Raw genomic sequence first — 16,183 nt, forward strand, 5'->3', positions numbered from 1 at the left:
ATTTCAAAATCTTACTACTATACTCTAAATAAGTCAATTATACTATGGTATCTGTTAGACCGGATGAAGTTTCGGCCATCCTGCGCGAACAACTTGCAGGCGCTAAATCTGAAGCGGAACTCGAAGAAGTAGGAACAGTCCTTCAGGTTGGTGATGGTGTTGCCCGCATTTATGGCCTTTCCCAGGTTCAGGCAGGAGAGCTGCTTGTATTCGAGAACGGCTTAAAAGCACTCGCCCTTAACCTTGAGGAAGACAACGTCGGCGCAGTTTTGCTTGGTGATTCAAGTGAAATAAAAGAAGGAGACACCGTGAAGCGTACTAAGGAGATCGCTTCAGTTAAAGTCGGGGAAGGAATTATCGGCCGTGTAGTAAATACACTGGCAGAACCTATTGATGGCAACGGCCCTCTTCAGGGAACACTTTACGAAATGCCTCTGGAGCGTAAAGCGCCAGGTGTAATTTTCCGTCAGCCTGTTACCGAACCTCTTCAGACAGGTATTAAAGCGATTGATGCAATGATACCCATCGGACGGGGACAACGTGAGTTGATCATTGGTGACCGCCAGACTGGTAAAACAGCTGTTGCGATTGACACAATCATCAATCAGCGTGAATACTTCGAAAAAGGAGAACCCGTATTTTGTATTTATGTTGCCTGCGGACAGAAAGCTTCTACCATTAAAGGTATTGAAGCAACCCTTCGCCGTTATGGTGCCATGGATTACACAGTAATTGTTGCGGCAGGAGCTTCGGATCCTTCACCTATGCAATTTTATGCTCCCTTTACAGGTGCTGCGATCGGTGAATACTTCCGTGATACGGGTCGTCCTGCATTGGTTGTTTATGATGACCTTTCAAAACAAGCTGTTTCTTACCGTGAAGTTTCTTTGCTTCTTCGTCGCCCTCCAGGCCGTGAAGCATATCCTGGAGACGTATTCTATCTGCACAGTCGTTTATTGGAGCGTGCAGCGAAAATCATCTCGGATGACAGCATTGCAAAAAATATGAACGATCTTCCTCCTTCACTGAAGGATATCGTAAAAGGAGGTGGTTCTCTTACTGCCCTTCCAATCATTGAAACCCAGGCTGGTGACGTTTCTGCTTATATCCCTACAAACGTAATTTCGATTACTGACGGACAGATATTTTTGGAATCCAACCTGTTTAACTCTGGTATCCGTCCTGCGATCAACGTAGGTATCTCGGTATCACGTGTGGGTGGTAATGCACAGATCAAGTCAATGAAAAAAGTTTCGGGTACACTGAAACTGGATCAGGCTCAGTTCCGTGAATTGGAAGCTTTTGCAAAATTCGGATCCGACCTTGATGCGGCTACCAAGCTTGCGATTGACAGGGGACGCCGTAACCAGGAAGTTCTGAAACAACCTCAATACGCTCCGGTTCCGGTTGAATTGCAGGTTGCTACGGTTTATGCTTCTACCAAAGGTTTGCTGGATAAAATCCCTGTTGAACGTGTAAAGGATTTTGATAAAGAATTCCTGACTATTTTGTCAGTTCAGCATAAAGATACATTGTCTGCTTTGCGCGCCGGAAAACTCGATAACAGCGTAACTGATGTGATCGACAGAGTGGCAAGAGAAATAGCAGCTAAATACTAAGCTAATTATCATTCATTATAAATACCGGTTGTTGCAAAATAACCGGCACTTATAACGCAACGGCGAACCGTTTTTAATTTTCCAAGAATGGCAAGTTTAAAAGAAGTACGTAACCGGATTGTATCGGTTAATTCTACCCAGCAGATCACAAAAGCCATGAAAATGGTGGCTGCTGCTAAGCTGCGTAGAGCTCAGGATAATATTATCCAGATGCGCCCCTATGCCCAAAAGCTGGGAGATATGCTTTCGACTGTTTCAGCTGGAACAGAAAGCTCATCGGACAGTCCGTTGAAAACAGCACGTCCGATTGAAAAAGTGTTGATCGTTGTGGTAACTTCTGACCGCGGATTGTGTGGCGCTTTCAATACCAACATCGTAAAGGCTACTTTGCTTTTAATCGAAGAAAGGTATGCGATTCAGGCTGCAAAGGGAAATGTTGAAATTTTTGCTATTGGTAAAAAAGGTGCCGAAGCTTTCTCCCGGAGAGGATTTAAAGTGAACACCGGCTTTACTGACCTGTTTACCCGTTTAAAATTTGTTGCTGTTAAACAGGCTGCTGAGGAAATCATGCACGACTTTTCAACAGGTCGTTATGACGCAGTTGATATTGTTTACAATGAATTCAAAAACGTGGCAACGCAGCTGATCCACACGGATCGTTACCTGCCGATTGTTTCTGAATCAGCAACATCTGCCAAAGTCAAAACTGCTGAAGTAAATTATATTTTTGAACCAACAGAAGAAGAAATTCTTGCTGAATTGATTCCGAAATCATTAAAAATAATGCTTTACAGAGCTGTTCTTGAGTCAAATGCTTCTGAACAGGGAGCACGTATGACAGCAATGGAAAAGGCTACGGAAAATGCTCAGGATCTTTTGAAAGAATTGAAACTGATCTACAACCGTACCCGTCAGGCTGCCATTACAACGGAAATTCTCGAAATCGTTGGAGGAGCAGAAGCTTTGAAGAATTAAGCTTTACCAGATATAGATTTTTGAAAACGGACAGAATAATTTCTGTCCGTTTTTTTTATGAATTTTAAGCTTATAACTGCAATCTTCCGGAAATTTTAAAGTTAATTCCATAGTTTTACTTATCAATAAATCAAAACCAAGATGTACAACTACAAAGGTTTCAAGCTGCTGGTAATCTTATTTATCACGGGAATAGCACAAACGGTATCTGCTCAGTCGGTGGATGAAATAATTGCCAAACACATTACGGCGATGGGCGGAGCAGATAAACTTTCAAAGCTGAAAAGTGTTGCTATTGTTTCCAATATGGAAGTGATGAATATGGAAATGCCTGTAAAAATCACGATTGTTCAGGACAAAGGTTTTCGCACTGAAACAACAGTACAGGGCATGACAATTATCCAGGCCACGGATGGCGTAAAGGGATGGATGGTGAATCCTATGGCTGGAGACGGCAAGCCGGTGGAGCTACCGCAGGAAGCCGTACAACAGTATGCTTCTCAAACGGATCTTACGGGTTTGTATAATTATAAACAAAAAGGATTGCAGCTGGCGCTTGAAGGAGAGCAGGAACTTAACGGAGCAAAGGTTTACAAGATAGTGGCGACATTAAAAAGCGGCGCAAAACAGGATAACTATATATCAAAGGATACTTATTATGTTTTGAAAGTTGTTGCAACTGTTTCAGCAAACGGCCAGAACATTACCACCGAAAATATACAGTCCGACTTTAAACAAGTGGATGGCGTTACTTTTCCCTTTTCTTCTGAGCTAACAACTTCAGCAATGCCAGGCGCGAAGGTGATCAACAAGATCGAATCCGTTGCAGTTAATGCAAAAGTAGACGAAAGCATTTTTGCTATGCCGAAGTAATTTAGAATTAAAAATTATAAATTAAGAATATAAGTTACTGTAAAATAGCACACTACAATCTCAATTGTAACTGATTGAGATTTTTTTCGTGTTATTGAAAACTTTTTTCCAAATTTACATGTATATACATTAAATGTAAATACATAAATTAATTAACACTGATATGGCAACTGCAACAACATGGGTTATTGACCCAACTCATTCCGAAATTCAATTTAAAGTTAAACACCTTGTGATCTCAACCGTTACGGGTTCATTCAAAAGTTTTGAAGGATCTGTTGAAAGTGAAACAGAAGATTTTGAAGGTGCAAAAGTTACTTTTTCTGCGGACACTGCAAGCGTTGATACCAACCAGGCGCAGCGTGACGAACATCTTAAAGGATCAGATTTTTTCGATTCAGAAAAATATCCTAAAATTTCTTTCGCAGGAGTTTTGACCAGCACAGGTGACGAATCTTATGCTTTGAAAGGTGATTTGACTGTTAAAGATGTTACAAAACCATTTTCCTTTGATGTAGAATATGGTGGGAACATGACTGACTTTTACGGTAACAACAAAGCTGGTTTTGAAATTACAGGTAAAATCAACCGTAAGGAATTCGGATTGGAATGGAGTGCAGTAACCGAAGCAGGTGGTGTTGTGGTTGGTGACGATGTCAAATTGATCGCTAACGTTCAGGTGGTTAAACAATAGGGACGTTGTCTTACCTGACAGGTATTTGCATCATAGTCTGCCAAGGTAAGTATAAAATAATTTTAGCTACGTTAGCTGTTAATCATTTTCTTCCAATTCTCCGGAAGGATCTCGAAGAGATTTACTCCGCATATTTCGGATACTCTTGGATAATATTCCAATGGTATCCGTTTTTTGTTACTAAGCCAGTTGTGAACAGCCGCCTGGCTTACTTGCAGTTTAACTGCAAGTAGCGGCTGGGAATCGCCACTTTGTTGATAATAAATTCGTAATGCTTCTTCTGCGGTCATATTATACTAGTAATATTTACTAACCCAGAAGCTTTCCTAACGTTGTTCAAATATAGTAACTAATACCGCCGGCACACAACCTAAAAATAAAATAACTATACAAAGAACTGATTATCAACCTGCTAAGCTATTACACGGATCTCATTTTATTATTTTCATAATAAAAATACTTCTATAAGTGAAATTATTATATAGGTGATAGCTCCTGAAAAAAACCCCAGTTACATTTGCGAAACAACAATAAGCACAATCTGGCCAGAGAAACGTTTATTACCTTGTGTAATTAATAATATTAAGTTATCCAGAATTAAATAAATTATTTAACAAAATCAATTAATCATGAAAAAAGTAACCTTATCCCTCGCAATGGTTTTCATGGCATTTGTTAGCCAGGCCGCATATATTGATCAAAATTATTCTGTCCAAAACACAGCAACCGAGAATATAACAACAAATTTTATATCATCCGTTGTTATACCTGCATCAAAACCGCTCCAAATGGAATGTTTTGATTTATCATGCGCAGTAGTATGCTACAACTCTGACATAAAGAAGGACATACAGGAGGATATGGACGGTGAATGTGATATTGAATGCGTCTTTGATACTTTGGAGGAATATCTTTGTTAGTAAGTTTCACCTGGTTAATACCGGCAAAAATTGTCGGTATTAACTGGTACAGCGTGAATACTATATGGCGCATCCGAATGTCATCCTGAGCTCGCAGAAGAATGTGACAGATTTAAAAAGGGGCGCAGTCGGGCAAAAAAGTTATCTTGTGATCATCACGACATCAAAATATTCGTTTTGTTAACGTGTAAGACTATACACTCAATATATGAATTTAGCAGTTATATTTTACCTCGCCATCCATCTACTTTCGGCACCTAATTTCTAGGCTAAGTATCACCTAACTTACCATCCCGACTCCACCAACCTAGAAAGAATTCAGCAAGAGATTTTTAGTTTAACCATTAAAGAAAACAGACAGTCTTACTTTTGTTCTGAAAATTTCTCAAAAGCTGACTCTATAAGAGGCCTAATGAATTCAGGCCTTATATCATCGCAGCAGTATATGTCCAGCCCAAAATACAGATTTCGTTCAGCGTTTATGAAGTTTATCTCAAAGAGCTATGATAGCGGCGAGAGCAGGGTATTTGAAAAAATAGCAGCTGAGCAATTTGAATTTCGGGTTAAGAATAATCTCAAATGGGAGATTGGTACCGAAACAGATTCTATATCCGGATATGCATGTACAAAAGCTACGACATTCCTTGGCGGCCGGCACTATGTAGCTTGGTTTACATCGGAAATCCCAATCACGGATGGCCCATATTTATTTTGGGGACTACCGGGTCTCATTGTAAAGATCAGTTATACCAAGAATCATTATGATTTTACGCTTGTACAATTTGTAGGTTACACTGGTCAAATAAAGGAATGGCCAGCGTTTGCTAATACTCGTAAGACAATTGAGAGCACTGCTGCAAACGTTTTTGCTCATCGGGAAGAAGTACGAAAAGATCCATTAGCCGTTGTTGACAGGCTTGTTGGCCCTTTTACTGTTAATGGAGTACCTTCATCGGACAAGTCAATTAGAAATAAAAGAAGCTGGGATAACAACCCCATTGAATTGCGCGCCCCTTTGGAGTGATGGATACTATTTATCGAACCCAAAAGATATCCAAACTAACCGTTATTATAAACCGAAACCGTTGTAGAAAAGCGACGAATATAACACTAAAATAAATGCAAACCTTCTGCACAGTTTGATTTTCACTATGAGATGTTGGTTTGTACTTTTTTTTCTTCTGCCATTCACTGCTTTTTCTAAGTCGGTATTTACAGGATCGGTATCCGATCACCGGGCAACCTCGCTCCAAGGTATCAACATCGCCGTGCAAACACATGGGAAGTCCGGTATGATCGCATTTGCCATCTCGGACAAAGACGGAAAGTTTATAATCAGTGCATCCAATCCGTCTGATACACTTTACATCAGCGCATATGGACTGGGATACAGCACGCAACAGTTTAAAATCAGCAACAAAACACAGGAAATATTATTCAGGCTGTCTGAACAAAGTATCCAACTCCGGGAAGTCGCCATAAAACCAAACCCCATAACCCGCCATGTCGACACACTGAATTACGACGTCTCATCCTTTAAAAACCAGAGCGACCGGACCATATCAGACCTCATCCGCAAGCTGCCGGGAATTGAAATAGAACCGGGCGGAAGAATATTATACCAGGGCAATCCGATTAACAAGTATTACATCGAAGGCCTGGACCTGCTGGAAGGAAAATACAGTCTGGCCAACGAAAACCTGTCTGTCGATGCCGTATCCAAAGTTCAGGTGCTCGAAAACCATCAGCCGATACGGATTCTGGACAGTCTTGTTTTTTCCGAAAATGCGGCACTTAACATACGTTTAAAAAGCAAGGTAACTACAACCGGCACAGCCCAGCTTGGTGCCGGCTTTGCCCCTCTGTTATGGGACGCGAAGCTTACTCCCATGATTTTTACCAAAAAGAATCAGTTTATAGCGTCATATCAGGCCAACAATACAGGTAACGACGCAAGTACGCAGCTCCGGAATTTAACTTTTTCAAATCCGGCAAACCGGTTTGAAAACCGGCAGGATATAGTTGATTGGGTACAGATAATTGCTTTACCTCCTCCGGACTTCCCAGCTTCGCGCTGGCTGAATAACAACATTCATGTGGGCAGTATAAATTATCTGAAACGCATAAAGAATGATTTTGATATTCGCGTTAATGCGTCCTATCTCAACGACTACCAGCAACAGCAAGGCCACACTACAACCATTTACTTTACTCCGGCTGACACAATCAGCCTTTCCGAAAGAAAATACAACAGGTTGTTTTTTAACCGCCTTGAAACAGACATTACACTAAATAAGAACACAAAAAAAACATTTTTTAAAAACCAGTTTGCTGTTAAAAGCTCCTGGGACAAAAGCATGGGATTCGTAAAGCGAACCAGTGATTCTTTGACACAATCTACTCAAAAGCCGTCATTCATCATCAGTAACACCCTGAATGATGTTTTTAGGGTCGGCAGTCAGCTCATCAGTTTTGATTCATTTGTTAGCTGGCTGCGGACGCCTCAGTCACTCACAGTCACACCCGGGCAGTTTGAAATGCTTTTAAGCCAGGGGAATCCATATCAGCAAATTGAACAGGAAGCTTTACAAACGGCTTTTTATACACATCATATATTGAGCCTGACAAAACGCATCCACTCTTTTACAATACTTCCGCAGGTTGGCTTTCAGATTGAAAAGAATAAGTTCGAAAGTGCTTTAATTCCAATGTCGGAAGGAAAGGAACTTGAACCAGGCATCGCTTACAGTAACCATACCCGGTGGCAGAGATTGAAATATTACATTGGGTTAAAGACACAGTTTAATAAAATGAGCTGGCGAATCGAAATTGATGTTCCTTTCTCATACAATCGTTATGAGGTGTCTGATAAATGGCTGGACAGAGAAAGAGATCTGACGAAGCTCATTGCCGAACCGAGGATAAGTATCAGATATGATTTCAATTCGTATCTGTCAGCCAACGGCTCTCTATCATTAAAGCATCACTTTGGAGAAATTAAGGATAGCTACTTTTGTTACCTGCTAAAAAACTACCGAACACTGGTGCGACAGGATACTCCCTTATTTCATAACAAGGCAGTAGTTTTAAACATAGGCATAAGCTATCGCAATCCGATCGTGGGCGTGTTTGGCAACGTTCATTATTCCAGAACATTAACACATCAAAATCTGCTGTATGAGACCAAAATTTCACAGCAGGGAGGAACCGAACTTTATGCAATTGAAAAAGAGAACCACCTTTTATCCAGCTCTGTTTCGTTTCAGATCGGCAAATATATCAGTGCGTTAAAAACAAACATCAGCCTTGGATCAGGTATAAATTTCAACAGGCGCAGTCAGCTTTTAAACGGAACAGCAATTGAAGCCAAAAATCTCAGTTTTATACCCAACTTTAAAATCACCTCCAACTTTGCTGATTGGGCTGAAATCGACTATCACTACAAAGTCCTATCCTATCAAAATGAACTGGCTGATGTCAGCAGGCAGCGCTCAGTACAACACAGGCATCAGCTAAACCTCGGAGTTTATCCTTTCAAACAGGGATATATTGGAGTTCAAAATTCTGTCTTTTCAAATAATTTTGGGAATAAGGCCACTCCTCCTACGCTGTTTGCCGACCTCACACTCCGATACACGATTAAAGAAAAAAAAATTGACATCGAAATATTTTGGAACAACGTGTTCAACACCTCTTTATTGACTACCATTTCAGCAAGCTCCTTTACCTACTTAGAGTCTGATTATCGGTTACGCCCATCTCAGCTTCTGCTGAAATTTAAATTTTCTTATTAATACAGTACTTCGATACTGCTGCTTAAATAATGTTCAGAGCTTAATCGATAATTTTGTCAATTAGTTACTATTTTTGAAGAAAAAAAGAACTCAACATTGATAATCGAGACAAGAGCATATGCCCGTGCCGGGCTGCTGGGTAACCCCTCTGATGGTTTTTTTGGTAAGACAATTTCTATTTCCGTCCGCAATTTCGGTGCTTCCATTTCATTATACGAATCTCCTGAATTACACATCGATGCGCAGCCACAGGATGTGAGCACGTTTCGCAGCATTTATCACCTGCGCGACTCCGTAAGTATGCTCGGCTACAATGGCGGTATTCCGCTCATCAAAGCCGGTATCAAGAAATTTGGCGACTACTGTGAAGCGAACAATATCCGCCTTCCCAACCGCAATTTCACTGTGAGATACAGGTCTTCCATTCCCCGTCAGGTGGGTATGTCAGGATCAAGTGCCATTGTCGTGGCGCTTTTCCGTGCGCTGATGCAATTTTACAAGGTGCAGATTCCTATTGAAATACTCCCACAGCTCGTGATGGTAACAGAAACCGAAGAACTTGGCATTACTGCCGGTTTGCAGGATCGTGTTATCCAATGTTATGAAGGCTGCGTTTATATGGATTTTGACAAAGACATGATCGCCGAAAAAGGTTACGGAAAATACGAAAGGATAAATCCTGAATTGCTTCCAAAGTTATACGTTGCCTATAATACCAACCTAAGTAAAGTTTCCGGCAAAGTTCATAGCGACGTCCGGACCCGGTTCGACCGCGGAGAACAGGACGTTATTGACACCTTGGCTGCAATTGCTAAAAAAGCAGAAGAAGGCCAAAAAGCATTACTGGAAGGACGGCCGGAAGACTTGCATAACCTGATGAATGAAAATTTTGATTTGAGATGCAAGATTTACAACGTTCCGGAATCCAACAAAAAGCTTATTAACGCGGCCAGGGCCTGCGGTGCTTCTGCTAAATTTGCAGGATCTGGCGGAACAATCATTGGTATTTACCATAATGACGACATGCTCAACCAACTTTTCGTTGAACTTAAAAAACACAATGCCAGGGTTATAAAGCCATTTGTAGTGTAATAGCTGTTTTAAAATCGTCCATTGTAATTTATAATTCCATTTCTAAATAAAAAATTAACCCTGATATCTATTGAGCTAAATGCGGTCCGCCGCGTGGCCAGTAGCTAACTGCTAATTGCCAAATTATGATTCGTAAAGCCGTTATACCAGCCGCCGGACTAGGAACCAGATTTCTTCCCGCAACAAAGTCGATGCCCAAGGAAATGCTGCCTATTATTGACATTCCTACTATCCAGTATGTGGTCCAGGAAGCAGTAGATTCAGGAATTGAAGATATTCTCATTATCTCAGGAAAAGGCAAGCGTGCCATCGAAGATCATTTCGACCGGAATGTTGAACTTGAAAGCCGCCTGGAAGAGAAGGAAGATCTGATGTGGTTTAATGAAATGCGCCGCCTTGCAGACATGGCTAACGTCCACTTTGTGCGTCAGAAAGAAGCCAATGGTTTAGGTGATGCTATTTATTACGCACGCCATCATGTTGGTAACGAGCCATTTGCCGTTTTACTTGGAGATACCATTATGGACTCGGTAATTCCGGTAACACAGCAGCTTATGGACACTTATGAGCAATACGGTGGTTCTGTGATCGCAGTTGAAGAAGTGCCTGCCAATAAGGTTAACCGTTACGGAATCGTTGGTGGTAATTCGCTAAGCGATACTATCATGGAATTATCGACACTGGTAGAAAAACCTGCTATTGACCTTGCTCCTTCTAACCTTGCAATTGCAGGACGTTATATTTTAACCCCGGAGATTTTCAGAACGATCGAACAAACACCAAAAGGCAAAAACAACGAAATTCAGCTGACTGACTCAATGCTGTTGCTTTTAAAACGCGAGAATATTTTTGCTCACCGGATCGAAGGCAAGCGACATGATATTGGTGACAAATTGGATTATTTGAAAACAACTGTTGAGTTTGCACTAAAACGTAAAGAATTCGCTGAGCCATTCCGTAAATTCCTTCTGGAATTGCTTGCGGCAAATTAAAAAAGGGCGAACAACATACCCACTGTCTTTAAAAGGAGTTAAGCTTTACGCTTTGCTCCTTTTTTTGTTAATTACGGCTGCACATAACTTATAAATCGTGAAAAAGAACATCATTATCAGCGGAGCATCCGGAAATCTCGGAAAGGATGTTGTGCAAAAACTATCTGATTTGAATCACCAGCTATATGTTACCACAGGTTCTCATCACGCTGATTTATTCGACGGCTTTCCTAATGTTGACGCTCAGGCTTTGGATTTACTCAATAAAGACGTATCCGAAACATTTGTAACCGAAAGCATTACAAAAGCAAAACATATTCAGGCTGGTATTTTTCTCGTCGGCGGATATGCTCCAGGAGGATTGGAAGAAACAGAAGATGATGCTATTGAAAAAATGATACATCTTAATTTTTTTACGGCTTTTCATCTGGTAAAACCTTTAGTCAATCATTTTCAGGCCAATGGAGGTGGACAGCTTATTTTTATCGGCGCCAAGCCAGCGTTAATAGCTAAACAGGGAGCAGGAAACTTTGCCTACGCTTTATCAAAGTCATTGTTGTTTAAAATGGCAGAGATGATCAATGCAGAGTACGAATCCAATGGAATAACCGCCACAATGATCGTCCCCGGCACAATTGACACACCGCCCAATCGTGAAGCCATGCCCTATGCAGATTTTGACAAATGGATTTCCGCATCCGACATTGCAGAAAGTATCGCTTTTGTGCTAAGCGATACAGGGCAGAAACTCCGGCAGACAGTGATTAAAATTTATAACCAATCATAGTCTTTTCGATTTGTTCACTGCATTAAGTATTTAAAAAAAAAGGTGCATTAGGTGTCTCAGGTGGTACAATATCCAAAAATCAATCCTATCACGCTTAAACGATCTGATTTCAAAAAGATCTGGTTAATTTGGTGAGATATTTTCTCATCCAAATCACACACCTATATGATTACCAGATCGGGATTGGACCCACTTGAATATCAAATAACCGGAGCATGTATTGAAGTTCATAAACATCTTGGCCCGGGTTTGCTGGAAAGTGTTTATCAACAATATCTTTCCAGGGAATTCCAATTAAGAAACATCCCGCATAAATCTCAACATATTGTTAGCGTTCATTACAAAGGAGTAATGCTGGATACTGCTTTACGAACCGATTTTCTGATCGGAAGCGACCTGTTGGTAGAGTTAAAGGCTATTGAATCTATCTTACCTATTCACGAAGCTCAGATCCTTGCCTACATGAAACTGTTGAAAGTTCCGAAGGGATTGCTTATGAATTTCAATTGTACCAATATCATTCACCACGGTAAGAAATCGTATGTGAATGAGCTTTATCGGGAACTGCTTTGACAAGGGTTAACATTACAAATTATGATCCAACATCTAAGACATCTTAGATCATCTGGGAATAATAACATAGTTGCACTAACATGTCTCAGGTGGTAAATTAAATTTCAATGGTTAACGGAAGATTTTAAAACAAATCCTGACCGCTATCCAACAAGGTGATCTTGACTTGTGATATCGTGCTACGGTGTTTTTTCAGAACAGTGAATTCATACCGCTTGGTTTTAAGTTTTTCACCCACCGCAGGTATCCTGCCAAATTTCCAGATCAAATAACCCGCAAGGGTTTCATAATCACTTTCTTTTGAAATATCATGCGGCAATTTATCATTCAGATCAGAAATCGATGCTGAACCCAGAACGGTATAAGTATTATCCGCCTCATTTTTGACGATTGGTACTTCGTTATCATATTCATCCTGAATTTCCCCAACAAGCTCTTCAAGAATATCCTCCATAGTAACAATGCCGTCGACTCCACCGTACTCATCAATGATCACAGCCATTTGCTGACGATTTACCTGAAAATCACGCAGCAGTGCACCGATCGGTTTCGATTCATGCACCGTAGAGATAGGCCTGATCAATTCCTGTAAAACAATATCTTTCCCCTGTCTCATTTTAAGAAGCAAATCTTTCAGATGAAGAACCCCTACAATCTGGTCGAGTGTATCCTCATAAACCGGAATTCTGGAATAACCTTCGTCAATAATTTTTTCAAGTTTGAGTTCATTAAAATCATTGATATCAATACCAACAATCTGCGGACGCGGTATCATTACCTGCTTTGCAATCCGTTCTGAAAAATTAAATGCATTTTTGATCAGATCGTAATCTGCGGCTTCAATCATTCCGCTGTCCTTTTGCTGCTGAACCAGATAACGTAGTTCATCGCTGCTATGCACTTCACTCCCATGCGTTGGAGTGATGCCTATTCCTTTTAAAATAAAGTTCGCAATACCATTTAAAATCCAAACAACCGGTCTGAATACAAGGTAAAAGCCATGAAGTGGATAAGAAAGAAATAAAGTCGTTGCTTCGGGGCGCTGAATTGCAATCGACTTGGGCGCGAGCTCTCCAAATACAATATGTAAAACCGTAATAATAGCAAATGCTGCGGGAAGGGCAATTTGATGTGCCAGTTCAGGTTCAAGCGAAATACCAACCAGCTCCATTCCTCCGATCAGAATTTTTGAAACGACAGGCTCCCCTATCCATCCCAATCCCAAACTTGCAAGCGTTATACCAAATTGTGTGGCAGCCAGATATCCATCCAGATTTGAGACTATTTTTTTTGACAAAATGGCCATGGCATTACCTTCCTGCGCCTTTTGTTCCAATTGGGAAGCCCTGATTTTTACTATTGCAAATTCCGCTGCGACGAAAAAACCATTGAGAAAAACCAAGACTAATGTTATTATAACCTGAGTTATCATTTTTGTGTGGTAAGTAATTTGATGTTTTAGAGGTACTGATTATATCAAAGATAGATAAAAAGGATCTACAGGAAGGTTTAAAACTGCGTTCGGGCAACTAAAAGTAACCCCTTTAATACAAAATGCCGGAAACTTCCGGCATTCGTCCTAATCTTCATGTTTTTTTCCGCCTTCCATTGGCCCCCGCATGTGAATGACCAGTCCATTCAGAAAATTTCGCAGAAGCTGGTCTCCGCAGGGTTTGTAATTTTCATGCCCTTCCTTACGAAATAATGCGCCAAGTTCGCTGGCGGTTACCTTGAAATCGACCAGTGAAAGAATATGGATAATTTCATCATTGCGAAGGTGAAGCGCAACCCTTAGCTTTTTTAGTATATCGTTATTAGTCATAATTCGTTCTGTTAATCTTTATGCAAGCTGCTAATATCCTGCTAAATTTCAAATTTTGTAAAGATGTTTTCAAATAAACCAGCGTCTCAAACAAAATTCATTCCTAAAATAGCACCAGAACTGTACCTATTTATAAATTGTTCCTAAACTTGTACGGCGTTAATTGGCGAAAGCCATTCCTATCATGAAAAGCGGACATGCCGATTTACCTTTACACTACGGAAAAGTACCTGTATGGCTGGCTCAACGAATGAGTTCGCTCGGCGGGGCAATTGTCGAATCCATCGCAATTGAGTATGGCCGGAATGTACTGCTGCAAAAAATGAGTGATCCCTTCTGGTTTCAGTCTCTGGGTTGTGTATTGGGGATGGACTGGCACTCGTCCGGAATCACTACATCCGTTATGGGCGCGTTGAAGAGCTCGGTCAACAAAAAATCTTCTGAACTGGGTATTTACATTTGTGGGGGCCGTGGAAAACATTCCCTTCAGACTCCATCTGAATTGCTCTTGATTGCAGACAAAACCGGCCTCGATGGTAATTTGCTTGTACACAATAGTCGTCTGTCTGCCAAAGTTGACAATACAGCCATTCAGGATGGATTTCAATTGTATCTTCACTCCTTTATTCTTTCACAGGATGGCGAATGGGCTGTTGTACAGCAGGGCATGAACACAAAAGAGAAAATGGCCCGACGTTGCCACTGGCATTCTCCAAGCATAAAATCTTTTATAGAAGAACCGCACACCTCTATTTACGGACAAAACCAGGGAAGAATTTTAAACTTAACTGATAAGGCCGCATCTCCCACCCGATCAGGAATACTGGAACTTACTAAGGAAAATCCGGCAAAAATTATGCGTGAAATCAGCAGGCTCGTTATGCCTGATCACCACGACGTCCGGGCGGAAGATATTAATCTTAAAAGACTTGGTGCGGTACTTGCGTTGGCGCACGACAATCCGGTTAAGGATATGGAATCGCTTCTGTTACTGGAAGGGGTCGGCCCAAGAACAATTCAATCTCTGACACTTGTCAGTGAAATTATACATGGTACGCCATCCAGATTTTCTGATCCTGACCGTTTTTCCTTTGCACATGGAGGCAAGGACGGACATCCGTTTCCGGTACCGATCACGATCTATGATGAATCAATCAGCATCCTGAATCAGGCGGTTCAAAAGTCAAAACTGGGTTTTACTGATAAATCTGAGGCACTTAAAAATTTATCAAAAGTATCGGTTCAGCTTGAAAAAGACTTTATTCCAAATAACCGTTTCGACGACATCATTCAGCAGGAACGCGACAACGCATGGAAGTATGAAGGAATGACGGTAAAGGGTAAAGCTAAAAAGCCAGCAAACCGGAACGGACAACTGGACTTATTCGATTAAATCTTGTTAACTGTTATTTCTTTTAATTATATTGGTATTCATTATTAAGTCTTTACAAGAAAATCGACTATGATACTTCAGCCACAATCTCAGGTTTTACCCCGCACATTCGAAGAATTTCTTCGTTGGGAGCCTGTTGATGGTTTCAAATATGAATGGAACGACGGTGAAATTATCAGGTTCGAAAAAATGAAGAAAAAGCATTTATTTATTATCAGAAGGTTACAGCAGTTGTTTTTTAAAACCATTTCTTTTTCAAAAGGTGCTGCATTAATTATGGAACAGGATGTAATGCTAACTGGCATTCAAATGCGCCGTCCTGATCTTGCTTATTTTAGCGGAATCCAAATTGACAACAGCCTTAATTCAGAAGAACCTATTCCCGAGTTTGTTATTGAAATTATTTCTCCAACTGACGATGCGATTAAAGTAGATGAAAAACTGGCTGAATATTTCAAGTCAAGTGTCAAAGTGGTTTGGCATATTTATCCTGAAACTGAGGTAGTCTACATCTACACCTCACGCAAGGAAGTGCGAATCTGTTCAGACGATGACATTTGTTCAGCATCTCCCGTCCTTCCTGATTTTGAACTAAAAGCATCCACTTTATTTTCAATAACTGCTTAGTTTCAATACATAAGCAAAGTAA

Annotated in this window: 15 protein-coding genes and 1 pseudogene; 13 read left to right on the forward strand and 3 right to left on the reverse strand. The window is 40.7% G+C overall.

The genetic code is table 11. The features are described 5' to 3' along the window. The first annotated feature begins 44 nt into the window (after positions 1 to 44). From atpA to E0F88_RS11405, 4 genes are all read left to right on the forward strand, one after another. Positions 45 to 1,619: a F0F1 ATP synthase subunit alpha gene (gene atpA / locus E0F88_RS11390; RefSeq protein WP_131958350.1), complete on the forward strand. Its 1,575-nt coding sequence runs from the start codon at positions 45 to 47 to the stop codon at positions 1,617 to 1,619. Positions 1,620 to 1,706: 87 nt separating this feature from the next. Further along, positions 1,707 to 2,594, forward strand: coding sequence for an ATP synthase F1 subunit gamma (gene atpG, locus E0F88_RS11395; protein ID WP_131958351.1), 888 nt, complete (start codon positions 1,707 to 1,709; stop codon positions 2,592 to 2,594). 141 nt (positions 2,595 to 2,735) lie between these two features. Next, on the forward strand, positions 2,736 to 3,467 hold the full coding sequence (locus E0F88_RS11400) for an outer membrane lipoprotein-sorting protein (protein WP_131958352.1): 732 nt from the start codon (positions 2,736 to 2,738) through the stop codon (positions 3,465 to 3,467). Between the two features lie 163 nt (positions 3,468 to 3,630). Beyond that, on the forward strand, positions 3,631 to 4,161 hold the full coding sequence (locus tag E0F88_RS11405; RefSeq protein ID WP_131958353.1) for a YceI family protein: 531 nt from the start codon (positions 3,631 to 3,633) through the stop codon (positions 4,159 to 4,161). 71 nt (positions 4,162 to 4,232) lie between these two features. Here E0F88_RS11405 and E0F88_RS11410 read toward each other — a convergent pair whose 3' ends face one another. Further along, complete coding sequence (locus E0F88_RS11410) at positions 4,233 to 4,451, reverse strand: YdaS family helix-turn-helix protein (RefSeq protein ID WP_131958354.1); 219 nt, start codon at positions 4,449 to 4,451, stop codon at positions 4,233 to 4,235. A 339-nt stretch (positions 4,452 to 4,790) separates the two neighbouring features. Between E0F88_RS11410 and E0F88_RS11415 the strand changes: the two genes are divergently transcribed. The 7 genes and pseudogenes from E0F88_RS11415 (at position 4,791) to E0F88_RS11445 (ending at position 12,319) form a co-directional block, all read left to right on the forward strand. After that, positions 4,791 to 5,081: a hypothetical protein gene (locus tag E0F88_RS11415; RefSeq protein ID WP_131958355.1), complete on the forward strand. Its 291-nt coding sequence runs from the start codon at positions 4,791 to 4,793 to the stop codon at positions 5,079 to 5,081. 283 nt (positions 5,082 to 5,364) lie between these two features. Continuing rightward, positions 5,365 to 6,105, forward strand: a pseudogene (locus E0F88_RS11420) (GLPGLI family protein); the annotation flags it as partial. A 127-nt stretch (positions 6,106 to 6,232) separates the two neighbouring features. Next, a complete protein-coding gene (locus E0F88_RS11425; protein ID WP_131958357.1) occupies positions 6,233 to 8,875 on the forward strand; it encodes a carboxypeptidase-like regulatory domain-containing protein in 2,643 nt (880 codons plus the stop codon). A 96-nt stretch (positions 8,876 to 8,971) separates the two neighbouring features. Beyond that, positions 8,972 to 9,967 carry a mevalonate kinase family protein gene (locus tag E0F88_RS11430; protein ID WP_131958358.1) on the forward strand — a complete coding sequence of 332 codons (996 nt, stop codon included), beginning with the start codon at positions 8,972 to 8,974 and terminating at the stop codon, positions 9,965 to 9,967. A gap of 125 nt (positions 9,968 to 10,092) precedes the next feature. Next, positions 10,093 to 10,959, forward strand: a complete 867-nt coding sequence (gene galU / locus E0F88_RS11435; protein WP_131958359.1) for a UTP--glucose-1-phosphate uridylyltransferase GalU — start codon at positions 10,093 to 10,095, stop codon at positions 10,957 to 10,959. Positions 10,960 to 11,056: 97 nt separating this feature from the next. Continuing rightward, complete coding sequence (locus E0F88_RS11440; protein WP_131958360.1) at positions 11,057 to 11,746, forward strand: SDR family NAD(P)-dependent oxidoreductase; 690 nt, start codon at positions 11,057 to 11,059, stop codon at positions 11,744 to 11,746. 165 nt (positions 11,747 to 11,911) lie between these two features. Then, positions 11,912 to 12,319, forward strand: a complete 408-nt coding sequence (locus E0F88_RS11445) for a GxxExxY protein (RefSeq protein ID WP_131958361.1) — start codon at positions 11,912 to 11,914, stop codon at positions 12,317 to 12,319. Between the two features lie 124 nt (positions 12,320 to 12,443). On the opposite strand, the gene E0F88_RS11450 is transcribed toward E0F88_RS11445, so the two are convergent. Together E0F88_RS11450 and E0F88_RS11455 are read right to left on the reverse strand one after the other, a co-directional pair. Continuing rightward, positions 12,444 to 13,751: a hemolysin family protein gene (locus E0F88_RS11450; protein WP_131958362.1), complete on the reverse strand. Its 1,308-nt coding sequence runs from the start codon at positions 13,749 to 13,751 to the stop codon at positions 12,444 to 12,446. Between the two features lie 147 nt (positions 13,752 to 13,898). Then, a complete protein-coding gene (locus E0F88_RS11455; RefSeq protein ID WP_131958363.1) occupies positions 13,899 to 14,141 on the reverse strand; it encodes a DUF1456 family protein in 243 nt (80 codons plus the stop codon). A gap of 163 nt (positions 14,142 to 14,304) precedes the next feature. Here E0F88_RS11455 and E0F88_RS11460 point away from each other — a divergent pair, with 163 nt between their 5' ends. Next, positions 14,305 to 15,534, forward strand: coding sequence for a DUF763 domain-containing protein (locus E0F88_RS11460; RefSeq protein ID WP_229213733.1), 1,230 nt, complete (start codon positions 14,305 to 14,307; stop codon positions 15,532 to 15,534). A gap of 69 nt (positions 15,535 to 15,603) precedes the next feature. After that, entirely contained in the window at positions 15,604 to 16,161 is a 558-nt protein-coding gene (locus E0F88_RS11465; RefSeq protein ID WP_131958365.1) for a Uma2 family endonuclease, read from the forward strand. Positions 16,162 to 16,183: the final 22 nt, after the last annotated feature.

The sequence above is a fragment of the Dyadobacter psychrotolerans genome (genome assembly GCF_004349265.1).
GTDB classification, from domain to species: domain Bacteria; phylum Bacteroidota; class Bacteroidia; order Cytophagales; family Spirosomataceae; genus Dyadobacter; species Dyadobacter psychrotolerans.

Excerpts from the sequence above, each read along its gene's own strand:
- E0F88_RS11455 (WP_131958363.1), bottom strand. The coding sequence starts at position 14,141 with ATGACTAATAACGATATACTAAAAAAGCTAAGGGTTGCGCTTCACCTT.
- E0F88_RS11425 (WP_131958357.1), top strand. The coding sequence starts at position 6,233 with ATGAGATGTTGGTTTGTACTTTTTTTTCTTCTGCCATTCACTGCTTTT.
- atpG (WP_131958351.1), top strand. The coding sequence starts at position 1,707 with ATGGCAAGTTTAAAAGAAGTACGTAACCGGATTGTATCGGTTAATTCT.
- galU (WP_131958359.1), top strand. The coding sequence starts at position 10,093 with ATGATTCGTAAAGCCGTTATACCAGCCGCCGGACTAGGAACCAGATTT.
- E0F88_RS11405 (WP_131958353.1), top strand. The coding sequence starts at position 3,631 with ATGGCAACTGCAACAACATGGGTTATTGACCCAACTCATTCCGAAATT.
- E0F88_RS11465 (WP_131958365.1), top strand. The coding sequence starts at position 15,604 with ATGATACTTCAGCCACAATCTCAGGTTTTACCCCGCACATTCGAAGAA.
- E0F88_RS11415 (WP_131958355.1), top strand. The coding sequence starts at position 4,791 with ATGAAAAAAGTAACCTTATCCCTCGCAATGGTTTTCATGGCATTTGTT.
- atpA (WP_131958350.1), top strand. The coding sequence starts at position 45 with ATGGTATCTGTTAGACCGGATGAAGTTTCGGCCATCCTGCGCGAACAA.
- E0F88_RS11400 (WP_131958352.1), top strand. The coding sequence starts at position 2,736 with ATGTACAACTACAAAGGTTTCAAGCTGCTGGTAATCTTATTTATCACG.
- E0F88_RS11450 (WP_131958362.1), bottom strand. The coding sequence starts at position 13,751 with ATGATAACTCAGGTTATAATAACATTAGTCTTGGTTTTTCTCAATGGT.
- E0F88_RS11410 (WP_131958354.1), bottom strand. The coding sequence starts at position 4,451 with ATGACCGCAGAAGAAGCATTACGAATTTATTATCAACAAAGTGGCGAT.
- E0F88_RS11445 (WP_131958361.1), top strand. The coding sequence starts at position 11,912 with ATGATTACCAGATCGGGATTGGACCCACTTGAATATCAAATAACCGGA.